We start from the raw sequence: 24178 nt of genomic DNA on the forward strand, positions 1-24178 counted from the left end.
CTGCGCCACGGAACGGGCCATTGCGCGCCCCCCTTCGGGTCGGGGGCGTTCGCGGTGAGATCCGGCGACAGCCCGGGCCACGCACGAGGTGCCCCGGGGCCGTCGCCGCGCCGCGCCACGGGCGAGCCGTCGCAGGTGCTGAAAGGGGCACACGGCGCCGCGAGTGCCGCGGAACCGCTTTCTGATTGACTGGTCAATCAGTCCCCGGCTACCAAGCGGGCAGACCCCCTGTTTCGGAGTACCGGTCACCATGCCTCCCCTGCCCGCCAGAAAACTGCAGCTTGTCGAGGCTGCCATCCACGAGATCGGAACCAGCGGCTCGCTGAACGTGACGGTCGGGCAGATCGCCAAGCGGGCGGGCGTGTCGGCGGCGCTGGCGTTCCACTATTTCGGCGACAAGGACCACCTGTTCCTGGCCGCCATGCGCTATGTGCTGACGATCTACGGCGCCGAGGTGCGCGGCGCCCTGGCCGGCGCCACGTCCCGCCGGGGCCGCCTTGAAGGCGTGATCCGCGCGAGCTTCAGCGCGACGAACTTCCGGTCAGAGGTCATCGCCTCGTGGCTGAACTTCTACGTGATGGCGCAGCGGTCGACGGAAGCGCGGCGGCTTCTGTCGATCTATCACCGGCGGCTCAAGTCCAACCTGGCGCATGATCTGCGCCCTCTGGCGGGGGACCATGCGCCGGACATCGCCGAACGGCTGGGCGGGCTGATCGACGGCATCTATCTGCGCTTCGCCGTGAACCCCGGGGACACCACCGGCGAACATGCCGCCGACCATGTCCTCGCGGCACTGGACTACGAACTCAAGGCGCTGTCATGACACAACCCAACATCCTCATCCTGATGGTCGACCAGTTGAACGGAACGCTGTTTCCCGACGGCCCGGCCGACTGGCTGCACGCGCCCAATCTCAAGCGGCTGGCGGCGAAATCCGCGCGGTTCCGCAACTGCTATACCGCCTCGCCGCTCTGTGCGCCGGGGCGGGCGTCGTTCATGTCGGGGCAGTTGCCCTCGGTCACCGGGGTCTACGACAATGCCGCCGAGTTTCCCTCGGACCTGCCGACCTACGCCCACCACCTGCGCCGCACCGGGTATCAGACCTGCCTCTCCGGCAAGATGCATTTCGTCGGCCCCGATCAGCTCCATGGCTTCGAGGAACGGCTGACGACCGACATCTATCCCGCCGATTTCGGCTGGACCCCGGACTACCGCAAGCCGGGCGAGCGGATCGACTGGTGGTATCACAACATGGGCTCGGTCACCGGGGCGGGGGTCGCCGAGATCTCGAACCAGATGGAGTATGATGACGAGGTCGCCTACAACGCGACCCGCAAGCTCTATGACCTGGCGCGGGGGCACGATGCGCGACCCTGGTGCCTGACCGTCAGCTTCACCCATCCGCACGACCCCTATGTGGCGCGGAAGAAATACTGGGATCTCTACGAGGACTGCGAGCATCTCGAGCCCGAGGTGGGCAAGATCCCCTACGAGGAGCAGGACAACCACTCCAAGCGGATCTTCGACGCCAACGACTGGCGCAGCTTCGACATAACGGACGAGGATATCCGCCGGTCCCGCCGCGCCTATTTCGCCAACATCAGCTATCTCGACGACAAGATCGGAGAAATCCTCGACGTGCTGGACCGCACGCGGCAGGAGGCGGTGATCCTCTTCGTCTCGGATCACGGCGACATGCTGGGCGAACGCGGGCTGTGGTTCAAGATGAGCTTCTACGAAGGCTCGTCGCGGGTGCCGATGATGATCTCGGCCCCCGGCATCGCCCCGGGGCTGGTCACGGACCCGGTGTCGAACATCGACGCCTGCCCGACGCTCTGCGACCTGGCCGGCATATCGATGGCCGAGGTCGCGCAATGGTCCTTCGGCGAGACGCTGGTGCCGATCGCGAACGGCACGCCGCGCGAGACGCCGGTGCGGATGGAATACGCGGCCGAGGCCTCCTACGCGCCGCTCGTCTCGCTGCGCAGGGGACGGTGGAAATACAATCGCTGCAAGCTGGACCCCGACCAGTTGTTCGATCTCGAGGCCGACCCGCACGAGATGACCAACCTCGCCGACGACCCGGCCCATGCCGACACGCTGGCGGAGTTCCGCGCCGAGGCGGAAGACCGATGGGATCTCGACCGGTTCGACGACGAAGTGCGGCGGTCGCAGGCCAGGCGCTGGATCGTCTACGAGGCGCTGCGCAACGGGGCCTACTACCCGTGGGACTACCAGCCGCTGCAGAAAGCGAGCGAGCGGTTCATGCGCAACCACATGGACCTGAACGTGGTCGAGGAAAAGCAGCGCTTTCCGCGCGGCGAATGAAGGAGCCGGCGATGACCTACGACACGCAGCCCGAGGCCAGCCACCATATCGGCGGCCGCTACGTGGAGGACACGGCCGGCGCCGCGATTCCGGTGATCTACCCGGCCACCGGGGACCGGATCGCGACCGTCCATGCCGCAACGGCGTCTGTCGTGGACCAGGCGCTGGCCGCGGCCGAGGCGGCGCAGCCGGACTGGGCCGCCCTCAGCCCGCGCGAGCGCGGTCGCATCCTCACCCGCGCCGCACAGATCATGCGCGCGCGGAACCACGAGCTTTCGGTGCTGGAGACGCGCGACACCGGCAAGCCCCTGCAGGAAACGCTCGTGGCCGACGCCACCAGCGGGGCCGACGCGCTGGAATATTTCGGCGGACTGGCCGGAACCCTGACCGGAGAGCACATCCCCCTCGGTCGGGACTGGGTCTACACGATCCGCGAGGCGCTTGGCGTCTGCGTCGGGATCGGGGCCTGGAATTATCCCACGCAGATCGCCTGCTGGAAGGCCGCGCCCGCGCTGGCCTGCGGCAACACCATGGTCTTCAAACCGTCCGAGACCACGCCGCTCTGCGCGCTGAAGGTGGCCGAGATCCTGACCGAGGCCGGCGCGCCTCCGGGTGTGTTCAACGTGGTGCAGGGCCTGGGCGAGACCGGGGCGCGGCTGGTCACCGATCCGCGCGTCGCCAAGGTGTCGCTGACCGGCTCGGCCCCCACGGGGCGCAAGGTCTATGCCGCCGCGGCCGCGGACATGAAGCACGTGACGATGGAACTGGGCGGCAAGTCCCCGATGATCGTCTTCGACGACGCCGATATCGAGAACGCGGTCGGCGGGGCGATCCTGGGGAACTTCTACTCCTCGGGCCAGATCTGTTCGAACGGCACGCGGGTCTTCGTGCACGGCGCCATCATGGAGCGGTTCCTCGACCGGCTGACTGCCCGGCTGACGACGGCGGTGATCGGCGACCCCCTGGACGAGGCGACCTCCTTCGGCCCGATGGTGAGCGAGGCGCAGATGAACATCGTGCTGGGCTATATCGACAAGGGCCGGACCGAAGGCGCGCGGCTGGTCACCGGCGGCAGGCGCGTGGACCGCGAGGGGTTCTACCTCGAACCCACGGTCTTCGCCGACGTGACCGACGCGATGACCATCGCGCGCGAGGAGATCTTCGGCCCCGTCATGTCGGTGCTGGACTTCGACGACGAGGACGAGGTGATCGCCCGCGCCAATGCCACGGAATACGGCCTCTCGGCCGGGGTCTTCACCCGCGACCTCGCACGCGCACACCGGGTGACCGGGAAGCTGCGGGCCGGGACCTGTTTCATCAACTCCTACAACGACGCGCCGGTCGAGGCGCCCTTCGGCGGGGTCAAGGCGTCGGGCGTGGGGCGCGAGAACGCGCAGGCGGCGGTCGAACACTACAGCCAGCTCAAATCCGTCTACGTGCGCATGGGCGACGTGGAGGCGCCCTTCTGATGCAGGCCGACTATGTCATCGTGGGCGCCGGAAGCGCGGGATGCGCGATAGCCTACCGACTGGCCGAGGCGGGCAGGAGCGTCGTCGTCATCGAGCACGGCGGGACGGATGCGGGGCCGTTCATCCAGATGCCGGGCGCCCTCTCCTATCCGATGGGCATGAAGCGCTACGACTGGGGCTACCGGTCCGAACCCGAGCCGCATCTCGGCGGGCGGCGGCTGGCCACCCCGCGGGGCAAGGTGATCGGCGGCTCCTCGTCGATCAACGGGATGATCTATGTCCGCGGTCATCCCTGCGACTTCGACCACTGGCGCGACCAGGGCGCCACCGGCTGGGGCTTTGCCGATGTGCTGCCCTATTTCAAGCGGCTCGAGCACTGGCACGACGGCGGCCATGGCGGCGACCCCGCGTGGCGCGGGACCGACGGCCCGCTGCACGTGACGCGCGGGCGCCGCGACAACCCCCTGACCCGCGCCTTCGTCGAGGCCGGGCGGCAGGCCGGGTATCCGGTGACCGACGACTACAACGGCCGCCAGCAGGAAGGGTTCGGCCCCTTCGACATGACCGTCTGGAAAGGCCAGAGATGGTCGGCCGCCAGCGCCTATCTGAAACCGGCGCTGAAGCGCGAGAACTGCACCCTGGTCCGGGCCCTCGCCCGCCGTGTGGTGATCGAGGACGGCCGGGCCACCGGTGTCGAGGTCTCGCGCAACGGCCGGACCGAGGTGATCGGGGCCGGGGCCGAGGTGATCCTCGCCGCCTCCTCGCTCAATTCGCCCAAGCTTCTGATGCTGTCGGGGATCGGCCCGGCCGCGCACCTGGCCGAGCACGGGATCCCGGTGGTGGCGGATCGCCCCGGCGTGGGCCGGAACCTTCAGGATCACCTGGAGCTGTACATTCAGGCGGCGGCGTCCCGGCCCGTGAGCCTCTTCAGGTACTGGACCCTGCTCGGCAAGGCCTATGTCGGCGCGCGCTGGCTGCTGACCCGCAGCGGACCGGGGGCCTCGAACCAGTTCGAGAGCGCCGCCTTCCTGCGGTCCGGCCCCGAGGCCGCCTATCCCGACATCCAGTACCATTTCCTGCCGATCGCCGTCCGCTACGACGGGCAGGCCGCGGCCGAGGGGCACGGTTTCCAGGCTCATGTCGGCCCGATGCGCAGCCCCTCGCGCGGGACGGTCACGCTGCGGTCGCGCGACCCCGACGACGCGCCGGTGATCCGCTTCAACTACATGAGCCACGAAAAGGACTGGGCCGACTTCCGGACCTGCATCCGCCTGACCCGCAGGATCTTCGCGCAGCCCGCCTTTGCACCGTACTACAAGCACGAGATCCAGCCGGGTGCGGCCGCACAGTCCGACGAGGCGCTGAACGACTTCATCCGCGACCATGTCGAAAGCGCCTATCATCCCTGCGGCACGGCGCGCATGGGCCGCGCGGACGACCCCGGCGCGGTCGTGGACCCCGAGACGCGCGTGATCGGGGTCGACCGCCTGCGCCTTGCCGACAGTTCGGTCTTTCCGCGGATCACCAACGGCAATCTCAACGCGCCGTCGATCATGGTCGGCGAAAAGGCCGCCGATCACATCCTCGGCCGGACACCCCTGCCCGCGGACAATGCCCAGCCCCTCCTGCGGGCCGCGAGCGGCGCCGTGTGACCGCGCGAAGGCCCGGCCCGTTCACCTGAATATGACGCGACATGCCCGCGTTCTGCGCGTAGGATGCCCGGAAACGCGCCGGTCGCGGCCGGAGGACCGGGGCAAGTCGCGATCCTCTGGCGGCAGCGGGCGTTTGGCTGGTATGTCTGCTGCAGCGGCCGCCCCTGCGCCGCACCGGAATGCAGCGCCCCGCGCGAGAAAGGTGACGGCCCATGTGGCTCGACTGGATCAAATCGGCCCTGAGCCAGATCATGCTGGCGGCGATCGTGCTCGGCGTCTTCATCCTCGTCTGGGCCACCCAGGTGCCCTCGGCCAGGCCGATGCTTGAACGGACGGGCCTCGCCGACCTGCTGGGCCTGCCTCCGGCCGAAGCCGCGGAAAGCGGCGCGGGCGCACGCCGGTTCGGCGGCGGAGGCGCCTCCAGGGTCGTCACCGCCCCCGTGGGCACCGGCGCGCTCAACGACCGGATCACCGCGATCGGCGACGGGCGGGCCCTGCGCTCGGTCAGCGTGCGGGCCGAGACCAGCGGCCGGATCACCGAAATCGGCTTCGGCGCCGGCGAGATGGTCGAAGAAGGCACCATCCTCTTCCACCTCGACGACGAGGCCGAGCGGATCGCGCTGGACCGCGCACGTCTGGTTCTGGACGACGCGCGCGAGGATGCCGACCGTCTGGACCGGCTCAGGCAGGCGGGCTCGGCCACCGCCGTCGCCCTGCGCGAGGCCGAACTGGCGCTGCGCACCGCCGAACTGGGCGTGCGCCAGGCCGAATTCGACCTGGCCCAGCGGCAGGTGATCGCGCCGATCAGCGGCTGGATGGGATTGCTGGAATACGAGGTCGGAGACCGCGTCACGGCAAGCGAGGAACTGGCCGTGATCTCGGACCGGAGCGAGATCCAGATCGATTTCCGCGTTCCCGAACGCGTGCTGACCAAGCTGGAACCCGGCATGAAGATCACCGCCCAGCCCCTCGCCCTGAACGGCGTCGAGATCGCCGGCGAGGTCGTGGCCATCGACAACATGGTGGACCGCAACAGCCGGACCGTCCGGGTTCTCGGCCAGCTCGCCAACGAGGGCGACCGCCTGCGGGACGGCATGTCGCTGTCGGTCACGATGAGTTTCGAAGGCGACCCCTTTCCGACCGTCGACCCGCTCGCCGTGCAATGGTCGAGCGACGGGGCCTTCGTCTGGACCGTCCGCGACGGCAAGGCCACCCGCGTCCCGATCGAGATCCGGCAGCGCAACCAGCGCACCGTTCTGGTCGAAGGCGCGCTCGAGCCCGGGGAACCGGTGGTGATCGAGGGCGTCCAGACCCTTCGCCCCGGGGCCGAGGTCTCGATCGACCGCGACGCCGCCGCGAACGCGCCCGACGCTGCGCCCGACGCCGCGACCACCCGCAAGTCCTGACCGGAGCACGGGCGATGACCGACGAGAGCACGCGACCCGAGGCAGACGGCACCCCTCCGGCCATCGAGTCCGGGGGCGGCACGGGCCTCTTCGTGCGGCGGCCGATCCTCGCCTTCGTCCTGTCGGCCCTGATCGTGATCGCCGGACTGGCCGGGCTGGCCGGGGTCGAGATCCGTGAACTGCCGGACGTCGACCGCCCCGTTGTCACCGTCACCACCGATTTTCCCGGCGCCTCCCCCGAGACCGTCGACCAGGAGATCACGGCCCGGGTCGAGGGCGCCGTAGGCCGTGTCTCGGGCATCCGCACGATCTCGTCCAACTCGCGCTATGGCCGCAGCCGTGTGACGCTGGAGTTCGGCGACGATGTCGATCTCGACGTGGCCGCCACCGACACCCGCGACGCGATGGCCCGGATCGGCAATCAGCTGCCCGAAGGGGCCGAGGACCCGCGCATCGTCAAGGCCGACGCCAACGCCCAGCCCGTGGTCCGCGTCGCCGTCACCTCGCGCACGCGTTCGCCGCAGGAACTGACCGAACTGGTCGCGAACCGGGTCGAGGACCGACTCATATCCGTGGCCGGCGTCGCCGACCTCCAGGTCTATGGCGACCGCGAGCCGATCTTCCGCGTGGACATCGACCAGCGCAAGCTGGCGGCGCGGGGGCTGACCCTGGCCAACCTGCGCAGCGCGCTCGGCACCGTGGCCTTCGACGTGCCGGCGGGCGACCTGTCGGGCGAACGGCAGACGATCAACGTCCGCACCACCGCCCTGATCTCGACCGCCGAGGCCTTCGAGGATCTGGAGGTCGCCGAGAACGTGCTGCTGGGCGACGTGGCCCGCGTTTCGCTCGGGCCCGCGCCGAACGAGACCGTGCTGCGCGCCAACGGCCAGACCGGAATCGGCATCGGGGTCATCCGGCAGGCCACCTCGAACACGCTCGAGATCTCGGCCAATGTGCGGCGGGTGGTCGAGGATCTCTCGCAGAGCCTGCCCGAGGACGTGTCGATCTTCGTCACCTCCGACGACGCGACCTTCATCAACGGCTCGATCACCGAGGTGCTGAAAACCCTCGGCCTCGCCGTGGCCATCGTCATCGCGATCATCTTTCTCTTCCTGCGGGACATCCGCGCCACGCTGATCCCGGCGCTGACCATGCCCGTCGCGCTGATCGGCACCATCGCCGCCCTCTACCTCGTCGGATTTTCGGTCAACATCCTGACGCTTCTGGCCCTGGTCCTGGCCACCGGCATGGTCGTCGACGACGCCATCGTCGTGCTCGAGAACATCGTCCGGCACCGCGGCATGGGCACCGGCCCGCGCGCCGCCGCCGTGATCGGCACGCAGGAGGTGTTCTTCGCCGTGGTCACCACCACCGCCACCCTGGCGGCGGTGTTCATCCCCCTCTCCTTCCTGCCGGGACAGGTCGGGGGCCTCTTCCGCGAATTCGGCTTCACCCTCGCCATCGCGGTCATGCTGTCGTCGGTCGTGGCGCTCACCCTCTGCCCGGTCCTGGCCAGCCGGCTTCTCACCCGACCCATGAAGGAGGACCAGCGCGGCCCGATGATCTGGCTGGGCAACCGGCTGGCCGGGTTCTACCGCCGGACGCTGCACTGGGCGCTGTCCGGGCCGCTCGTCATCCTGGTGATCGCCGGGCTTTTCGCCGCGACCGCCTACATGATGTCGGGCAGCATCCGGAACGAGCTCACCCCGCGCGAGGACCGGGCGGTGGTTCTGCTGTCGATCACCGCGCCGCAGGGCGTGGCGCTGAATTACACCACCGGCAAGATGGCCGAGATCGAAGAGGCCATCCAGCCGCTGCGGGATAGTGGCGAGGTGACCAGCGTCTTCTCGATCGCCGGCTTCGGCAACCGCAACTACCGCGGATTCATGGTGATGACCCTTTCCCCCTGGGAGGAGCGCAGCCGCAGCCAGGACGAGATCGCGGCCGATATCAACGCCGCGCAGCGCAATGTCGTCGGCCTGCGCGCCTTCGTGATCCAGCCCAACTCGCTCGGTATCCGGGGGGCGGGCCGGGGCCTGTCCTTCGCCATCACGGGCAACAATTTCGACCAGCTGGCCGAAGTGGCGGAGCGGCTTGTCGCGCGGATGTCCGAAAACCCCGCCTTCGGCCAGGTCAGGCTGGAGTTCGAGACGACGATGCCGCAGCTCTTCATCGAGATCGACCGCCGCCGCGCCTCGGATCTCGGGGTCGACATCACCGGCCTGGGCGAGGCGCTGCGCGCCGTGCTCGACGGCCGCTCGGTCGGAGAGCTTTTCATCGACGACACCTCGTTCGACATCCAGATGCTGTCCTCGTCGCACCCCGTGAACGACCCCTCGGACCTCGAGAACGTCTTCGTCCGCGCCGGCGACGGGCAGATGATCCCCATGTCGACCTTCGTCAGCCTGTCCGAACGCGCGGTCGCGCCCGAACTGAACCGCGAAGGGCAGAACCGGTCGGTCGAGATCTCGGCCGGGCTGACCCCCGAGATGTCGCTCGGCGCGGCCATGGCCGAGGTCGAACGGCTGGGTCAGGAGCTGCTGGCAGAGGAGAATCGCATCGTGCCCCTGGCCGAGGCGGCGACCCTCGACCAGACGTCCTCGGGGATGCTGATGACCTTCGGCTTCGCGATACTCGTGGTCTTCCTCGTGCTCTCGGCCCAGTTCGAAAGCTTCATCTCGGCGATCGTGGTGATGTGCACCGTGCCGCTCGGCCTCGCCTGCGCGGTGATCGCGATGGTGCTGACCGGCATGTCGCTCAACGTCTATTCGCAGATCGGGCTGGTCATGCTCATCGGAATCATGGCCAAGAACGGGATTCTCATCGTCGAGTTCGCCAACCAGCTCAGGGATCGCGGCTATGCCCTACGCGACGCGATCTTCGAGGCCTCGTCGATCCGCCTGCGCCCGGTGATGATGACGATGACTTCGACCGTGCTGGGCGGCGTGCCCCTGATCCTGTCATCCGGAGCCGGCGCCGAGGCGCGCGAGGCGCTCGGCTGGGTGATCGTGGGCGGCCTCGGCCTCGCCACCATCTCGACGCTGTATCTCACGCCGGTGGCCTATCTGCTGCTCGCCCGCTTCTCGACGCCCAAGGTCGAGGAACAGAAGCGGCTGGCCCGCGAACTGGCCGCCGCCCCGGGCTACGCCGGCGAGTAGCGGGCCCGACCGCGCGGCAGGGCCGCGGCGCATGCCCCGGGGACGGCATCGGCAGGAAGATTTCCCTACGTCAACATGCCATTGCGACAGGGCATCGTTGGACAAATGCCCCGAATGGGATATACCGGAATTGCTGTCTTTTTGGTCACGTGCCCAAGTCGGTGGCACCCTGGCACGCCTTCGGGCCTGCTTTGCGGTGACATGAACCGGGCAAGACACCAGACTTGGACATGCTAACGATCGTTACCGCGCCTCGACGCGCACAAACAACGACAGGGAGACTTCAATGAACTTCAAAGGAAGAATGGCAACGGCTCTGTCCGTGTCGATCCTGGGCCTGACCGCCCCGATCGCGGCGGACGCCCAGAACGTCCTGCGATGGACCAGCCAGGGTGACGCGCTCACGCTGGACCCGATGTCGCAGAACGAAGGGCCGACCAACGCGATGAACGGCACGATCTACGAGTCGCTGGTCAGCCGGAATCCGTCGCTTGAACTGGTGCCCGAACTGGCCGAAAGCTGGGAGCCGGGGCCGGACGGCTGGACCTTCAAGCTGCGCGAGGGCGTCAAGTTCCACGACGGTGCGGATTTCACCGCCGAGGACGTGGTCTTTTCCTTCGAACGCGCGATGGCCGAAAGCTCGGACTTCAAGGAGCAGGCCAAGAACGTCGCCTCGGTCGAGGTGATCGACGATCACACCGTCAAGCTGGTGACCGACGGGCCGAACCCGATCCTCGCCAACCAGCTGACCTCGATCATGATGGTGGACAAGGGCTGGGCCGAAGCCAACGACATCGTCACGCCGCAGAACTATGCCGCCGACGAAGAAACCTATGCCGTGCGCAACGCCAACGGCACCGGCCCCTTCATGGTCGAAAGCCGCGCCCCGGAAGAGCTGACCGTTCTGGTCGCCAACCCGGACTGGTGGGGCAAGGACGAGTTCCCGGGCAACCTGGACCGCATCGAATATCGCCCGATCTCGAACGCCGCGACCCGCGTCGCCGCGCTGCTGTCGGGTGAGGTGGACTTTGTTCTCGACCCGCCGCTTCAGGACCTCGAGCGCCTCAGGGCCGCCGACGGGCTGAAGGTGGAAACGGTCGCGCAGATCCGGTCGATCTTCTTCGGCATGGATCAGGGCATCGACACGCTCCGGTCCTCGAACCTCGAGGAAAACCCCTTCAAGGATCAGAAGGTGCGCGAAGCCTTCAACCTCGCCATCGACCGCGAGGCGATCAAGCGCGTCGCGATGGAGGGCCTGTCCTTCCCGACGGCCATGATCACCCCGCCGGGTGTCATGGGCAACACGCCCGAGCTGGACGAGCCCTACGGATACGATGTCGAACGGGCCAAGTCGCTGATGGAGGAAGCAGGCTATGCCGACGGCTTCTCGGTGCAGCTCGACTGTCCGAACGACCGCTACATCAACGACGAGGCCATCTGCCAGGCGGCCGTGTCGATGCTGGCCCGGATCGGGGTGGACGTGCAACTGGACGCGATCCCCAAGGCGCAGCACTTCCCCAAGATCCAGAACCGGACCTCGGATTTCTACATGCTCGGATGGGGCGTGCCGACGCTCGACAGCCACTACGTCTTCTCCTACCTGCTGGCGAAGGACGGCTCGTGGAACGCGACCGGCTATGACAACGAGCGCGTGAACGAGATCACGCAGCTGATCACCACCGAGACCGATCTCGAAAAGCGCGCGGCGCTGATCGACGAGGCATGGCAGATCGTGCGCGAGGAAATGCCCTACCTGCCGCTTCACCACCAGGTGATCGCATGGGCGATGTCCGAGGATTTCGATATCCCGATCGCCGCGGACGACGCCCTGCGTCCCCGCTACGTCGTCAAGAAGTAAGGACACTGCCGGGCGCCCCTGCGGCGCCCGGCCTCCTGCGGCGCGGACGACTGCATGCTTCTCTTCATTCTCAAGCGACTGGCCCAGTCGTTTCTCGTCATGGCCGTCGTCTCGGCCATCAGCTTTTCGCTGTTCAACTTCGTCGGCGACCCGGTCAACAACATGGTCGGCCAGGACGCGACCCGCGAACAGCGTGTCGAGATCCGCGAAAAGCTGGGGCTGAACGACCCGATCCTGACCCAGTACGCGCGCTTTGTCGGCAATGCGCTGCAGGGCGATTTCGGCCTCTCCTACCGCATCCGCCGGCCCGTGGACGACCTGATCATGGAGCGGCTGCCCGCGACGATCGAGCTCGTCTTCGTGTCGGCCATCATCGCGCTGGTCTTCGGCATCGGCCTGGGCGTCTATACCGGCATCAAGCGCAACAGCTGGATATCCCGGGCGGTCCTGTCCATCTCGCTCGTCGGGGTCAGCCTGCCGACCTTCATCATCGGCATCTCTCTCATCTACCTTTTCGCGGTGATCCTGCGATGGCTGCCCTCGTCCGGGCGCGGCGGCACGGTGGACCTCGGCTGGTGGACCACCTCGCTGCTGACGGTGGACGGGTGGCGGTCGATCCTGCTGCCCGCGATCACCCTGTCGCTGTTCCAGATGACCCTGATCCTGCGCCTCGTCCGGGCCGAGATGCTCGAGGTGATGCGCACCGACTATATCAAGTTCGCCCGCGCCAGGGGCCTCTCGGACCGCTCGATCCATTTCGTGCACGCGCTGCGCAACACGCTCGTTCCGGTGATCACCGTCATCGGGCTGAACATCGGCGCGCTCATCGCCTTTTCCGTGATCACCGAGACGGTGTTCCAGTGGCCCGGCACGGGGCTGATGTTCATCCAGGCGGTGAATTTCGTCGATGTGCCGATCATGGCGGCCTATCTCGTCTTCGTCGCCCTGCTCTTCGTCTTCATCAACCTGATCGTCGACATCCTCTATTTCGTCGTCGATCCGCGCATCCGGCTGGGAGGATGACATGACCGATATGCCAGACCGCCCGCCGACACGGTGGGAAAGGCTGAAGGACAACGACATCTACTGGTCCTTCATCCACTCGCCCGGCGCCATCATCGCCGCCGCGATCACGGTGATCTGCATCCTCGCGACCTTCGCCGCGCCGCTGATCGCGCCCTTCGACCCGTTCGATCCCGGCCAGATCTCGCTCTGGGACGGCAAGCTGCCGCCGGCCTGGGTCGAGGGCGGACAGGACAGGTACCTGCTGGGCACCGACAACCAGGGCCGCGACATGCTTTCGACGATCCTCTACGGGGGGCGGCTGTCGATCATGGTGGGCCTCGCCGCCGTCTGCCTCGGGATGGTGCTGGGGGTCAGCCTCGGCGTGATCTCCGGCTATGTCGGCGGCGCCACGGACGCCATCGTGATGCGCATCGCGGATGTCCAGCTGACGATTCCCGGCATCCTGCTGGCCATCCTGATCAACGGCATCGGCCGGGCGCTCATCCCGCTGGAGCTACGCGACGACTTTGCCATCTACGTGGTGATCGTCGCCATCGGCCTGACCGACTGGCCGCAATTCGCCCGCGTCGCGCGCGGCGCCACGCTGGTCGAGGCGAACAAGGAATATGTCCAGGCGGCCCGGGTGATCGGCCTGCCCGGCTGGCTGATCATGCTGCGACACATCTTTCCCAACACGCTGCGCCCCGTGCTGGTCATCGCCACCATCGGCCTTGCGCTGGCCATCATCGCCGAGGCGACGCTGTCGTTCCTCGGACAGGGCATCCCGCCGACGACGCCATCGCTCGGCACCCTCATCCGGGTCGGCAACGATTTCCTGTTCTCCGGCCTCTGGTGGATCACCTTCTTCCCGGCCATCGCGCTGGTCGTGCTCGTCTTCTCCGTCAACCTGCTGGGCGACTGGATGCGCGACGCCCTGAACCCGAAACTGCGATGACAGAGCTTCTCAGGATCAACGACCTCGATGTCGAGTTCCCCACCCGTCACGGCGTGGTCAAGGCCGCGCGCGGCGTGTCCCTGACCGTGGCCCCCGGCGAGGTGCTGGGCCTCGTGGGCGAAAGCGGCGCGGGCAAGTCGACCATCGGCAACGCCATCATCAACCTGCTGGAGCGTCCCGGCCGCGTCGCAAGCGGAGAGATCGTGTTCCAGGGCGAGGACCTGCGGACCTACGACGAGGACCGGATGCGCAAGGTGCGCGGCGCCCGGATCGGCATGATCTTCCAGGACCCGCAGACCTCGCTCAATCCGCTGCTGACCATCGGACAGCAGCTGGTCGAGACGATCCAGAAGGCCACGACGCATCGCGGCCAAGCTGCGACGGCCCATGCCGTCGAACTGCTCGAGGCCGTCGGCATCACCGAGGCGCGCGCTCGGCTGAACGCCTACCCGCACCAGTTCTCGGGCGGGATGCGGCAGCGGGTGGTGATCGCCCTGGCCCTGGCCGGAGACCCGGATCTGGTGATCGCCGACGAACCGACCACTGCGCTCGACGTGTCGATCCAGGCGCAGATTCTCGATCTTCTGAAACGGCTCTGCCGGGAACGCGCGCTCGGCGTCATCATCGTGACCCACGATATCGGCGTGATCGCCAACATCGCCGATCGTGTCGCCGTCATGTTCCGGGGCGAGGTGGTCGAGACCGGAAAGGTCGCGCAGGTGCTGGGCGCACCGCGACACACCTACACCAAGTCGCTCATCGCCGCCGTGCCCCGCGCGGACCGTCGGCTCGAGCGTTTCACCTCGGTCGACTACATCGAAGGCAGCGGCGCCTCGGGCGCCAAGATCGACGTCCGCAGCCACTGGCTGGGCAAGGGACGGCGGGGCGATCCGAACATCCGGGACGTGATCGAGTTGAAGGACCTGAACCTCGAGTTCGTCCTGCAACGCGCCATCCGCAAGAAGAACCGCAAGGTCGTGCGGGCGGTGGACAACGTCTCGCTGACCGTGCAGCGCGGCGAGGTGCTGGGGCTTGTGGGGGAGTCCGGCTCGGGCAAGTCCACCGTCGCCCGGCTGATCGCGGGGCTCTACAACCCCGATTCCGGCCTGATCCGGATCGAGGGGACGGACGTGGTCAGCCAGCCCCGCAGCGCCGGGGCCCGCAAGGCCCGGCGGCTGGTTCAGATGATCTTTCAGGACCCCTATTCCTCGCTCAACGCGCGGATGCGGGTGCGCGACATCGTGGCCGAGCCGATCCGCTTTTACCGCACGACCGAGAGCGAGGCCGAGACCCGGCGCATCGTCGGCGACCTTCTCGAGCATGTCGGGCTGGGGGCAGCTGCCGCGACCCGCTATCCGCACGAGTTCTCGGGCGGTCAGCGGCAGCGGATTTCCATCGCCCGCGCGCTGGCCTCGCGCCCCGAGATCCTGATCTGCGACGAACCGACCTCGGCGCTGGACGTTTCGGTACAGGCCACGATCCTCAACCTGCTCAAGGACCTGCAGGAGGAACTGGGCCTGACGATGCTCTTCATCACCCACGACCTGCCGGTGATCCGCCAGATGGCCGACCGGATCGCGGTGATGCGCAACGGAGCGATCTGCGAAGTCGCCCCGACCGACCGGCTGTTCGCGGCGCCCGAGCATGAATATTCCAGGCACCTGCTGGACCTGATGCCCCGGATGGACCTGCTGGACCCGGATGCCGCGTAACGCCCGGAAAGGGAACGGATCATGACCCGCGACGCCGCCATCTCCCGCGCGACCGGCTATTTCGACGCGGGCACGTTCCGCAAGGAGCTTGCCGCACTCGTCACCTATCGCAGCGAAAGCCAGAACACCGCCCCCGAGGCTCGGGCGGAATCCCTGCGCTACCTGCAGGAGGCCATGCTGCCAAGGCTCTCGGCCATGGGCTTCGACTGCGAGATCATCGACAACCCCGGTTCCGCCGGCGGCCCCCTTCTGCTCGGCGAACGGCACGAGGGCGAGGACCTGCCCACCCTTTTGACCTATGGCCACGGCGACACCGTGCTGGGCCAAGAGGGCATGTGGCGCGACGGTCTGGAGCCCTGGGAGATCGTCGAGGAGGGCGAAAGGCTCTACGGGCGCGGCACTGCCGACAACAAGTCGCAGCACCTGATCAACATCGCCGCGCTCGAAGCCGTTCTGGCCACGCGCGGGCATCTCGGGTTCAACGTCCGCGTGGTGATCGAGACGAGCGAAGAGGTCGGATCGGTCGGGCTGGCCGAGGTCTTCCGGCAGTACAGGGACCGGCTGACGGCGGATGTGCTGATCGCCTCGGACGGGCCGCGCCTGCAGCCCGAGGTTCCGACGATCTTCATGGGATCGCGCGGCGGCGCGACCTTCGATCTGGTGGTCGAGACCCATGAGGGCGCGCATCACTCGGGCAACTGGGGCGGCCTGCTGGCCGATCCGGCGATGATCCTCGCCCATGCGCTGGCCAGCATAACCGATGCGCGCGGCCAGATCCGCGTGCCGGACTGGCGCCCCGACAGCCTGACGGACAGCGTACGCGAGGCCTTGCGCCGCCTGCCGGTCGCGGGTGGCGACGGGCCGCAGGTCGATCCCGACTGGGGAGAAGAGAGCCTGACCCCGGCGGAACGTGTCTTCGGCTGGAACAGTTTCGCCGTGCTCGCCATGGTCTCGGGCGTGCCCGACGCGCCGGTGAACGCGATCTCGGGCTGGGCGCGGGCCACCTGCCAGTTGCGTTTCGTGGTCGGCACCGATCCGGACGGGATCGTGCCGGCCCTGCGCCGGCACCTCGACGTTCACGGGTTCGGGCGCGTCGAGATCCGGCCGCACGACCAGGGGCGTTTCGCCGCCACGCGAGTCGACCCCGACCACCCCTGGGCACGGTTCGTCGGGGACTCCATCCGCGCGACGGCCGGCGATCTGCATGTCCTGCCGAACCTCGCCGGATCGCTGCCGAACGACTGTTTCACCGACATCCTGGGCCTGCCGACGATCTGGATCCCGCACTCCTACCGAGGCTGTTCCCAGCACGCTCCGAACGAGCATGTGCTGAAACCGGTCTGCCGCGACGCCCTCGGCGTGATGGCGGGTCTGTTCTGGGATCTCGGAGGGCGGGACACCCCGGCCCGTTCGTGACGCGCGGCCTGCCGGGGCCGGGGCCCGGGCCCGCCGCCTAGCCTTCGCGTCCGGCGGACAGATCGACCGGCCCGCTCAGACTGTCGAGGATCGCGCAGTCGGGATCGTCGTCGCCGTGGCACTCGTGAATGAGCGTCTCCAGCTGGCTTTCCAGCACCTGCAGCTGGCGGATCTTGTCCCGCACCGCGGCGAGGTTGCGCAGCGCCAGGGCCTTCACGTCGCGACTGGCCCGGGCGGGGTCCGCGTCGAGATCGAGAAGCTGCCGGCATTCCTCGAGCCCGAAGCCCAGGTGCCGGGCCTGCGCGAGCATCCGCAACCGGGTGATCTGCCGGTCGCCGAAATCGCGGTAGCCGTTGCGGGCGCGGTCGGCATCGATCAGCCCGATCTCTTCGTAATAGCGGATCGTCTTGACCGTCAGCCCGGTCTCTTTCGCGGCGCGTCCGATGTTCATGGGCGGCTCCTTTCACCAGACAGATAAAGGCGCGCCTCGCGGCGGGGTCAAGCGACGCGAGCGGATTACAGTTTCTGAGCCCGCAGCCGCAGCGCATTGCCGATGACCGACACCGAAGAGAGGCTCATCGCCGCCGCCGCCACCATCGGCGACAGGAGCAGGCCGAGAAACGGATAGAGAACCCCCGCCGCCACCGGCACGCCGGCCGAATTGTAGACGAAGGCGAAAAACAGGTTCTGACGGATGTTGCGCATCGTGGCCTCGGCCAGTCTCCGGGCCCGGACGATGCCCGTCAGGTCGCCCTTGACCAGAGTGATGCCCGCGCTTTCCACCGCCACATCGGCGCCGGTGCCCATGGCGATGCCCACATCGGCCTCGGCCAGCGCGGGCGCGTCGTTCACCCCGTCGCCGGCCATGGCGACCGAGAGCCCCTCGCCTTTCAAGGACTTCACCAGCGCGTTCTTGTCTTCGGGGCTGATCCCGGCATGGACCTCGTCAATGCCGAGTTCCGTCGCGACCGCCCGTGCCGTGGCCTCGGCGTCGCCGGTTGCCATGACGATGCGCAGGCCCAGGTCGTGCAGCGCGCGGATCGCGTCGGGCGTGGTCGCCTTGATCCGGTCCGCCACCGCGACGAGGCCCGCCGCCTCTCCGTCGACCGCGACGAACATCGCCGTCTTGCCCTCGGCCTGAAGCGCCGCCGCGCGCTCGGCGAGCCCTGCGGTATCGACCTGCAGATCCTCCATCAGCGCCGCATTGCCGAGCGCGACGCGCCGCCCTCGGACGCGTCCCGTGACGCCCTTGCCGGTCACGGCCTCGAAATCCGAACTGTCCTCGCGCGCGGCGCCGCGATCCTCGGCGCCCGCGACCAGCGCCTCGGCCAGGGGATGTTCCGATCCGCGTTCGAGCGCGGCGACCAGCGTCAGCAACTCGGCCGCGTCCATGCCGCGGGGTTCGACATCCGTGAGTGTCGGCTTGCCCTCGGTCAGTGTGCCGGTCTTGTCGAGGATCAGCGCATCCACCCGGGCGAACCGCTCCAGCGCCTCGGCATCGCGGATCAGGACGCCGGCATTCGCCCCGCGCCCCGAGGCCACCATGATCGACATCGGCGTGGCCAGGCCAAGCGCGCAGGGACAGGCGATGATCATCACGGAAACAGCGGCGACGAAGGCGTAGGACAGGGCCGGAGCCGGTCCGAACGCCCACCAGGCCGCGAAGGCCAGCAGGGCGATCCCGACGACGGCGGGCACGAAATAGCCCGCCACCTTGTCCGCCACCGCCTGGATCGGCGCCCGCGATCTCTGGGCGCTGGCCACCATCTGCACGATGCGGCTGAGCGTCGTGTCCTCGCCCACGCTCTCGGCCTTCATCAGGAACGATCCGGACTTGTTCAGCGTGCCGCCGGTGACCGCCTCGCCCTGGACCTTCTCGACCGGGACGGGTTCGCCGGTGATCATGCTTTCATCGACCGAGGACCGTCCCTCGGTCACCACGCCGTCCACCGGCACGCTCTCGCCCGGACGCACCCGCAGGATGTCGCCTGTCCTGAGCACGTCCAGCGGGACGTCCTCCTCGGTCTGGCCGGTGACGCGCCGCGCGGTCTTGGGGGCGAGGCCCATCAGCGCGCGGATCGCGTCGCCGGTGCGTTCGCGCGCGGCCAGCTCCATCACCTGCCCCAGCAGGACGAGCACGAGGATCACCGCCGTCGCCTCGAAATAGACCGGCGCCATCCCCATGTCGCCCCGCATCTGCGCGGGCAGCAGCCCCGGCGCCAGCATCGCGACGACCGAAAAGAGATAGGCCGCCCCGGTGCCGAGACCGATCAGGGTCCACATGTTGGGACTGCGGTTCCGCACCGAAGACCACGCGCGCCGAAAGAACATGCGGGTGAACCAGACCACGGCGGTCGCCAACAGGAACTGCAGCCAGACAAAGGCCGTGTGCCCCATCCAGTCGACGAAGGGAATGCCGACATGGCTGCCCATCTCGAGAAGGAACACCGCCCCCGCCAGCGGCGCGGTGATGCGGAGCCGCCGCTTGAAATCGACGTATTCCGGGTGCGGTCCACTGTCGGGAGAGGGAGTCATCGGCTCGAGCGCCATGCCGCAGATCGGACAGTCGCCGGGGTGGTCCTGCACGATCTCGGGGTCCATCGGACAGGTATAGAGCGTGCCCTCGGGCATCGGCTCGGGCGCGGGGCGGTCCCCAAGATAGTGCTGGGGATCGCGCTCGAACTTCGCCTGACAGCCGGCCGAGCAGAAGTAGACCCTCTCGCCGGCGTGCTTGGCCATGTGTTCGGCCGTCGCCCGTTCGACGGTCATGCCGCAGACCGGATCCTCGGCGGTCCTGTAGGTCTCGGGGTCGGCCTCGAACCTGCGGCGACAGCCCTCGGCGCAGAAGTGGTATGTGTGGCCACGATACGCGACGACGGGTTTCCCGGCAGCGGGATCGACCGTCATGCCGCAGACCGGATCCCGGGTGATCCCGCTTGTCTCCTGCTTGTGCTCGCGCGCCTCGCCCATGACGGTTTCCCTTCTTTCGTCGGCAGTACGGAAAGATCATGTAGGGCCTCCAGTAGCTGGAGGGTCAAGGGGTGCTTTGCTAGTCGGCCGAATAGCGCTCCGGGGCACCTTTTCTCGTGTTGCAGATGACGGGAGCAGATCGTCGCGGCATGACGGGCGAATTTTTTCATGTAAGGACAGCAGCTTGCAGGAAAATTTGCCCCCTGGCGAAGTTTTGCATTATGTTAACGACTGAAAGGTGGTGAATTTAATGGCTGCACCAGCGCGAGTGACATGGGTCAAGACGGCCCCTGACGGCGCAGAGATCGTCGCGATCGGCGGGATCCGGAAATCGTTCTTCGGCAAATCGCAATGGCGTCTGTCGATGGAAGACGCGATCGCCCTGATCGAGCAGGACGAGTGGCGCTTTTTCGTCGAAATCGACGAGGAGAAGGCCTGGCTCGACATCTGCGAAGACGCGGACGGCGGCAAGACGATCAGCGCCGACGGCCCCCTGAAAATCCTGCTCTGACGAAGCGCAACGGCCCCGTCCGCCCCCCGGTTCGGTGCCCGTGCGGGCCGCCGAGGTTGAAACGATCGGCCTTCGGTCTACCCTCTTCATCTGAAACCGACGCAGATCCAGCTCGCCGGGGTCGCATCTCCCGTAACAGGACCTTCCCGCAGTCCGCGAGCGGACAGGACGCCCGTTCGTCTCTGGGACTCTGCCTGAAGAAAGGAAATGCAATGACGGAAAAGAACCCGGAAAAGGGGTATGTCGCCCTGCTCGGCTGGAGCCTCAACGCCATCGATGCGGTCGATCGCTTCGACCGCCGTTACGTGGTCGTCGCCCCGCCCTGGGCCGAGGACTACTGCAAGCAGAATGACATCCCCTTCGTGCCGTGGGATTTCGACCGGCTCAACGAACGTTCGCACGAGCTGGCGCACCAGCTGGACGACATGGGCGTCGACGTCGCCATCCCGATCTTCGAAGAGACGGTCGAATGGGCCGGCGCCGTCAATGCCGTCCTGCTCAAGAACCCGCGTCTGCTGGGTCAGGCGATGCTGTTCCGCGACAAGTCGCTGATGAAGCGCCGCGCGCAGCTCGGCGGCATCCGGGTGGGCGTCTTCGAAGAGGCACACGACCGCGGCGACGTGATCCGTTTCCTCAAGCGGGTGAACCAGACCCTGCTCAAGCTCGACGGCGATCCGAACGATCCGATCCACTTCAAGGCCTTCGACAAGTCCGGCACCGCCGGGCACCGGGTGATCCGGACGCCCGAGGACGTGGACAACATCCCCGACGAGGAGTTCCCCGCCCTGCTGGAAAGCCACCTCGACGGCTGGGAATTCGCGGTAGAGGCCTGGATCAAGAACGGCAAGATCCAGTTCCTCAACATCTCGGAATACGTGACGCTGGGCTATTCCGTCTTTGTCCCCGCGACCCCGGAACTCGAGGCGCACCGCGAGCGGATCACGGAAGAGATCGAGAAGCTGATCGAGGTCTTCGACATCGACTTCGGCTTCATCCATCCCGAATATTTCCTGACCAGCGACAACAAGCTCTACTTCGGCGAGGTCGCCTATCGTCCGCCGGGCTTCAACGCGCTCGAACTGATCGAGCGGGCCTACGGCTTCAACGGCTACCAGGGCCTCGTGCTGGCCTTCGACCCAAAGACCACTCAGGAGGAACTGGACGCCTTCTTTCCCGAAGAGGTAGTGGATGCCAGGGGCCATGCCGGCTGTTTCGGCGTCTATCCCCGCCGCCGCGTGGTGAGCCGGCTGGAGGTTCCGGAAGAGACCGCCAACCACCCCTATTTCGAGTTCCACGAACTCTCGGACCCGCGCGAGCAGAAAGTGGCCAAACGGTCAGCCTTCGGCACGCATTGGGGCTTGGCCTATTTCTTCGGTGACAATGCCCATGACTTGCGGGATCTTCTGAAGAGGCAGGAAGAACTGGACTATTACATCTGATGAGCACGAGGAACGCCTTCGCCAGGGAAGGGCAGACCGGGGACAGCGACGCCGCGCTGGCGCGGCTTTCCGGAACGCTCGACATGGCCATAGAGCGGCTGGAAAGGGCCCGGCCCTTCGCCAAGGCCCGTTACCAGGGCCCGGTCCTGGACGTTCTGGGCCGCATCATCGCCCAGCCCGGCGGGTTGGGCGTGGTGCGTCAGCGGGCCCCGCGCATGGATGCCGCCGGCCTCTTCGCGGGCTCGGACTGGGACCGCCCCGAGGTGCTGCTGCCGCAACTCGTCGGCGCCACGCTGATGTCCGAGGACCCGGCGTTCCAGGCGCTCGAGACGGCCAGCCTCGCCCGGTTTCTCGCCGTGGCGGACGGCGAGGCCCGGCACGACAACCTCCACCAGGAGGGGGCGCGGCATTTCCTGACCCAGGTGCTGGCGCTGAACCTCAAGGACCTCTTCGGCGTGCCGGACGAAGCCGCCCGGGCGCTCGGGTCCCGCTACGAGCTCAAACGGCGCGTCCTGGGCCATATCGCCGATCATGTCGGACTGAACGACGTGCTGAGCGTGCTGGTCTCGGAAATCTGGCGCCTGCTCGAGCAGCGATCGATCCAGGTCGGCGTCGTCAAGGACATGATCGCCCAAATCGCCATCGCCCTGAACGAGAAGGGCACCGCCCCGGGCAGCACGCGCCTCGGCGCCGAACGGCTGGTCAGCGCCCTCTTCGGCCCGACCACCGCCTCGCGCGACGATCCGGGCCTCGAGGTCTATCTCGACCGCCTCTCGGTCGCCGACGAAAGCGGCCTCTCGCGCGAGGCCATGGGCTTTGCCCGGGCGATGCACGACACCGGGCTCGTCTCCGACTACCATGCGGTTTTCCTGACCTGGGCGCTGGACTACGGCGAACGCCCGCTGATCCCCGAGGCCCTGGGCCTGGGCAGTACCGGGCTCGACTGCTGGCGGCATTATCGCGGACTGATCGAGAAACTGGTGCGCAGCGCGGTCTCGCCCGCGACGCCGCAGGCGGCCTACGGTCTCGCCATGCTGCTGGAGCGCGGCATTCTGCATCACGCACCGATGGTCCCCGCGCTCGAGCGGCAGCTCTCCCTCTCCCTGCAGGGTGCCGCGCGGGACCGCATCGCGCTCGGCTTCGTGCCGGCCGTGCCGCCGGAAACGCAGCTTCTGGCCGGCGTCCTGCAGGTTCTCGGGCAACCGCTGGGCGTGGGCCAGGGGGCGAACCCCACGTGCCAGTCCGCCCGCGCCATCGCCATGTGGGCGCTGAACGACCCGGACTATCTGCTGCACCTGATCACCCAGATGGCGGAATACGACACGCTGCAGATGCAGTTCGAAGGCACGCCGATCAATTCGGCCGATCTCCCCCTCGGGCTGGCGGGGCCGGGTCCCATCGACGCCGACCCGGTCTCGGTCCTTCTGGTCGCGCATCTCGACCGCATCTATGCCGAGATGGGACGCCTCTGCGCCGGACGCACGGGCGACCCGCACACCTGGATCAATCCGCAGTTTCACGGCTGGTGGGTGTCGCGCGACTGCGCCGTGGCGGTCGACGTGGCGACCGGCAAGCTGGCAGGCTACGAGGATTTCCTGCGCCGCTTCTTCGCGGCCTACCATCCCGACTACAACGGCGGCCGGCCGCTCGGGCACCCGCAGCCGGCCGGCATCGCGGTCACCGATGCGCAACAGACCTTCGTCGGCTGGCACGCGATCGCGATCCTCCGGGTGTCCGAAGACCAGGCCGGACGGATGCGGGTCTATTTCTACAACCCGAACAATGACAGCGGGCAGGACTGGGGCAACGACGTCGTGGTCTCGACCTCGGGCCACGGCGAGCGCTACGGCGAAGGATCCCTGGAATTCGAGGCCTTCCTGTCGCGCGTCTACCTCTTCCATGACGAACCCCTCCGGAGCCGGTATGGTCAGGAGATCCCGGCCGACCTGATCCGGACCGCACGCGACCAGGCCCTCGCCAGCTGGGCCGCCGACAGACAGCCCGAACCCGCCCCCGAAGGCACGTGACCGGCGGCCACGCGGTGCCGCACTTCCGAAACCCGGTTGCCGAGACCGATCGAGCCCGGTTGTGAGGGCGCGCGTCTTCGAACGGACGTAGATCGGGGAATATGGGTGGCGGAGACGAAGGGATTCGAACCCTCGAGACCCTTCCGGGCCTACTCCCTTAGCAGGGGAGCGCCTTCGACCACTCGGCCACGTCTCCATCGACCCGTTTAGAGATGAGGAGAGGGCAGAACAAGGGTGAAATGGTCGAAGCCGTTCCAATTTCCGCGACCAGG

At 67.6% G+C, this 24178-nt stretch carries 16 protein-coding genes and 1 tRNA gene; 14 read left to right on the forward strand and 3 right to left on the reverse strand.

Annotated elements, in window-relative coordinates:
* Window positions 1–250 precede the first annotated feature (250 nt).
* From betI to OB2597_RS13010, 11 genes are all read left to right on the forward strand, one after another.
* The gene (betI, locus tag OB2597_RS12960) at window positions 251–823 is read left to right on the forward strand and encodes a transcriptional regulator BetI (RefSeq protein ID WP_009806030.1); all 573 of its coding nucleotides are present in this window, start codon (window positions 251–253) and stop codon (window positions 821–823) included.
* Complete coding sequence (betC, locus tag OB2597_RS12965) at window positions 820–2328, forward strand: choline-sulfatase (protein ID WP_009806031.1); 1509 nt, start codon at window positions 820–822, stop codon at window positions 2326–2328. The genes betI and betC overlap by 4 nt, the downstream gene beginning before the upstream one ends.
* 11 nt (window positions 2329–2339) lie before the next feature.
* Window positions 2340–3797, forward strand: coding sequence for a betaine-aldehyde dehydrogenase (betB, locus tag OB2597_RS12970; RefSeq protein ID WP_009806032.1), 1458 nt, complete (start codon window positions 2340–2342; stop codon window positions 3795–3797).
* A complete protein-coding gene (gene betA / locus OB2597_RS12975) occupies window positions 3797–5449 on the forward strand; it encodes a choline dehydrogenase (protein ID WP_009806033.1) in 1653 nt (550 codons plus the stop codon). Before betB ends, betA begins: the two co-directional genes overlap by 1 nt.
* A 212-nt stretch (window positions 5450–5661) precedes the next feature.
* On the forward strand, window positions 5662–6855 hold the full coding sequence (locus OB2597_RS12980) for an efflux RND transporter periplasmic adaptor subunit (protein WP_009806034.1): 1194 nt from the start codon (window positions 5662–5664) through the stop codon (window positions 6853–6855).
* 14 nt (window positions 6856–6869) lie between these two features.
* Window positions 6870–10013: an efflux RND transporter permease subunit gene (locus tag OB2597_RS12985; protein WP_009806035.1), complete on the forward strand. Its 3144-nt coding sequence runs from the start codon at window positions 6870–6872 to the stop codon at window positions 10011–10013.
* Between the two features lie 286 nt (window positions 10014–10299).
* On the forward strand, window positions 10300–11871 hold the full coding sequence (locus OB2597_RS12990; protein ID WP_040609331.1) for an ABC transporter substrate-binding protein: 1572 nt from the start codon (window positions 10300–10302) through the stop codon (window positions 11869–11871).
* A 54-nt stretch (window positions 11872–11925) separates the two neighbouring features.
* On the forward strand, window positions 11926–12894 hold the full coding sequence (locus tag OB2597_RS12995; RefSeq protein WP_009806037.1) for an ABC transporter permease: 969 nt from the start codon (window positions 11926–11928) through the stop codon (window positions 12892–12894).
* 1 nt (window position 12895) lies between these two features.
* Entirely contained in the window at window positions 12896–13831 is a 936-nt protein-coding gene (locus tag OB2597_RS13000; RefSeq protein WP_009806038.1) for an ABC transporter permease, read from the forward strand.
* Entirely contained in the window at window positions 13828–15543 is a 1716-nt protein-coding gene (locus tag OB2597_RS13005; RefSeq protein WP_009806039.1) for a dipeptide ABC transporter ATP-binding protein, read from the forward strand. The genes OB2597_RS13000 and OB2597_RS13005 overlap by 4 nt, the downstream gene beginning before the upstream one ends.
* A gap of 21 nt (window positions 15544–15564) precedes the next feature.
* Window positions 15565–16959 (forward strand): M20 family metallopeptidase, encoded by a 1395-nt coding sequence (locus OB2597_RS13010; protein WP_009806040.1) that lies wholly within the window; start codon window positions 15565–15567, stop codon window positions 16957–16959.
* A gap of 37 nt (window positions 16960–16996) precedes the next feature.
* Here OB2597_RS13010 and cueR read toward each other — a convergent pair whose 3' ends face one another.
* Together cueR and OB2597_RS13020 are read right to left on the reverse strand one after the other, a co-directional pair.
* On the reverse strand, window positions 16997–17410 hold the full coding sequence (gene cueR / locus OB2597_RS13015) for a Cu(I)-responsive transcriptional regulator (RefSeq protein ID WP_009806041.1): 414 nt from the start codon (window positions 17408–17410) through the stop codon (window positions 16997–16999).
* A gap of 65 nt (window positions 17411–17475) precedes the next feature.
* The gene (locus OB2597_RS13020) at window positions 17476–19929 is read right to left on the reverse strand and encodes a heavy metal translocating P-type ATPase (RefSeq protein ID WP_009806042.1); all 2454 of its coding nucleotides are present in this window, start codon (window positions 19927–19929) and stop codon (window positions 17476–17478) included.
* Window positions 19930–20179: 250 nt separating this feature from the next.
* On the opposite strand from OB2597_RS13020, the gene OB2597_RS13025 reads away from it, so the two are divergent.
* The 3 genes from OB2597_RS13025 (at window position 20180) to OB2597_RS13035 (ending at window position 23906) form a co-directional block, all read left to right on the forward strand.
* Window positions 20180–20440, forward strand: coding sequence for a hypothetical protein (locus OB2597_RS13025; protein WP_040609332.1), 261 nt, complete (start codon window positions 20180–20182; stop codon window positions 20438–20440).
* A 212-nt stretch (window positions 20441–20652) separates the two neighbouring features.
* Entirely contained in the window at window positions 20653–21879 is a 1227-nt protein-coding gene (locus OB2597_RS13030; RefSeq protein ID WP_009806045.1) for an ATP-grasp domain-containing protein, read from the forward strand.
* Window positions 21879–23906, forward strand: a complete 2028-nt coding sequence (locus OB2597_RS13035) for a hypothetical protein (protein WP_009806046.1) — start codon at window positions 21879–21881, stop codon at window positions 23904–23906. The genes OB2597_RS13030 and OB2597_RS13035 overlap by 1 nt, the downstream gene beginning before the upstream one ends.
* 106 nt (window positions 23907–24012) lie before the next feature.
* On the opposite strand, the gene OB2597_RS13040 is transcribed toward OB2597_RS13035, so the two are convergent.
* Window positions 24013–24102: transfer RNA gene (locus OB2597_RS13040), tRNA-Ser, on the reverse strand.
* Window positions 24103–24178: the final 76 nt, after the last annotated feature.

Source organism: Pseudooceanicola batsensis HTCC2597 (genome assembly GCF_000152725.1).
Lineage (GTDB): Bacteria > Pseudomonadota > Alphaproteobacteria > Rhodobacterales > Rhodobacteraceae > Pseudooceanicola > Pseudooceanicola batsensis.

Bases quoted from the DNA above. Each gene is read 5' to 3' on its own strand.
- betI (WP_009806030.1), top strand. From the start codon at position 251: ATGCCTCCCCTGCCCGCCAGAAAACTGCAGCTTGTCGAGGCTGCCATC.
- betC (WP_009806031.1), top strand. From the start codon at position 820: ATGACACAACCCAACATCCTCATCCTGATGGTCGACCAGTTGAACGGA.
- betB (WP_009806032.1), top strand. From the start codon at position 2,340: ATGACCTACGACACGCAGCCCGAGGCCAGCCACCATATCGGCGGCCGC.
- betA (WP_009806033.1), top strand. From the start codon at position 3,797: ATGCAGGCCGACTATGTCATCGTGGGCGCCGGAAGCGCGGGATGCGCG.
- OB2597_RS12980 (WP_009806034.1), top strand. From the start codon at position 5,662: ATGTGGCTCGACTGGATCAAATCGGCCCTGAGCCAGATCATGCTGGCG.
- OB2597_RS12985 (WP_009806035.1), top strand. From the start codon at position 6,870: ATGACCGACGAGAGCACGCGACCCGAGGCAGACGGCACCCCTCCGGCC.
- OB2597_RS12990 (WP_040609331.1), top strand. From the start codon at position 10,300: ATGAACTTCAAAGGAAGAATGGCAACGGCTCTGTCCGTGTCGATCCTG.
- OB2597_RS12995 (WP_009806037.1), top strand. From the start codon at position 11,926: ATGCTTCTCTTCATTCTCAAGCGACTGGCCCAGTCGTTTCTCGTCATG.
- OB2597_RS13000 (WP_009806038.1), top strand. From the start codon at position 12,896: ATGACCGATATGCCAGACCGCCCGCCGACACGGTGGGAAAGGCTGAAG.
- OB2597_RS13005 (WP_009806039.1), top strand. From the start codon at position 13,828: ATGACAGAGCTTCTCAGGATCAACGACCTCGATGTCGAGTTCCCCACC.
- OB2597_RS13010 (WP_009806040.1), top strand. From the start codon at position 15,565: ATGACCCGCGACGCCGCCATCTCCCGCGCGACCGGCTATTTCGACGCG.
- cueR (WP_009806041.1), bottom strand. From the start codon at position 17,410: ATGAACATCGGACGCGCCGCGAAAGAGACCGGGCTGACGGTCAAGACG.
- OB2597_RS13020 (WP_009806042.1), bottom strand. From the start codon at position 19,929: ATGGGCGAGGCGCGCGAGCACAAGCAGGAGACAAGCGGGATCACCCGG.
- OB2597_RS13025 (WP_040609332.1), top strand. From the start codon at position 20,180: ATGGCTGCACCAGCGCGAGTGACATGGGTCAAGACGGCCCCTGACGGC.
- OB2597_RS13030 (WP_009806045.1), top strand. From the start codon at position 20,653: ATGACGGAAAAGAACCCGGAAAAGGGGTATGTCGCCCTGCTCGGCTGG.
- OB2597_RS13035 (WP_009806046.1), top strand. From the start codon at position 21,879: ATGAGCACGAGGAACGCCTTCGCCAGGGAAGGGCAGACCGGGGACAGC.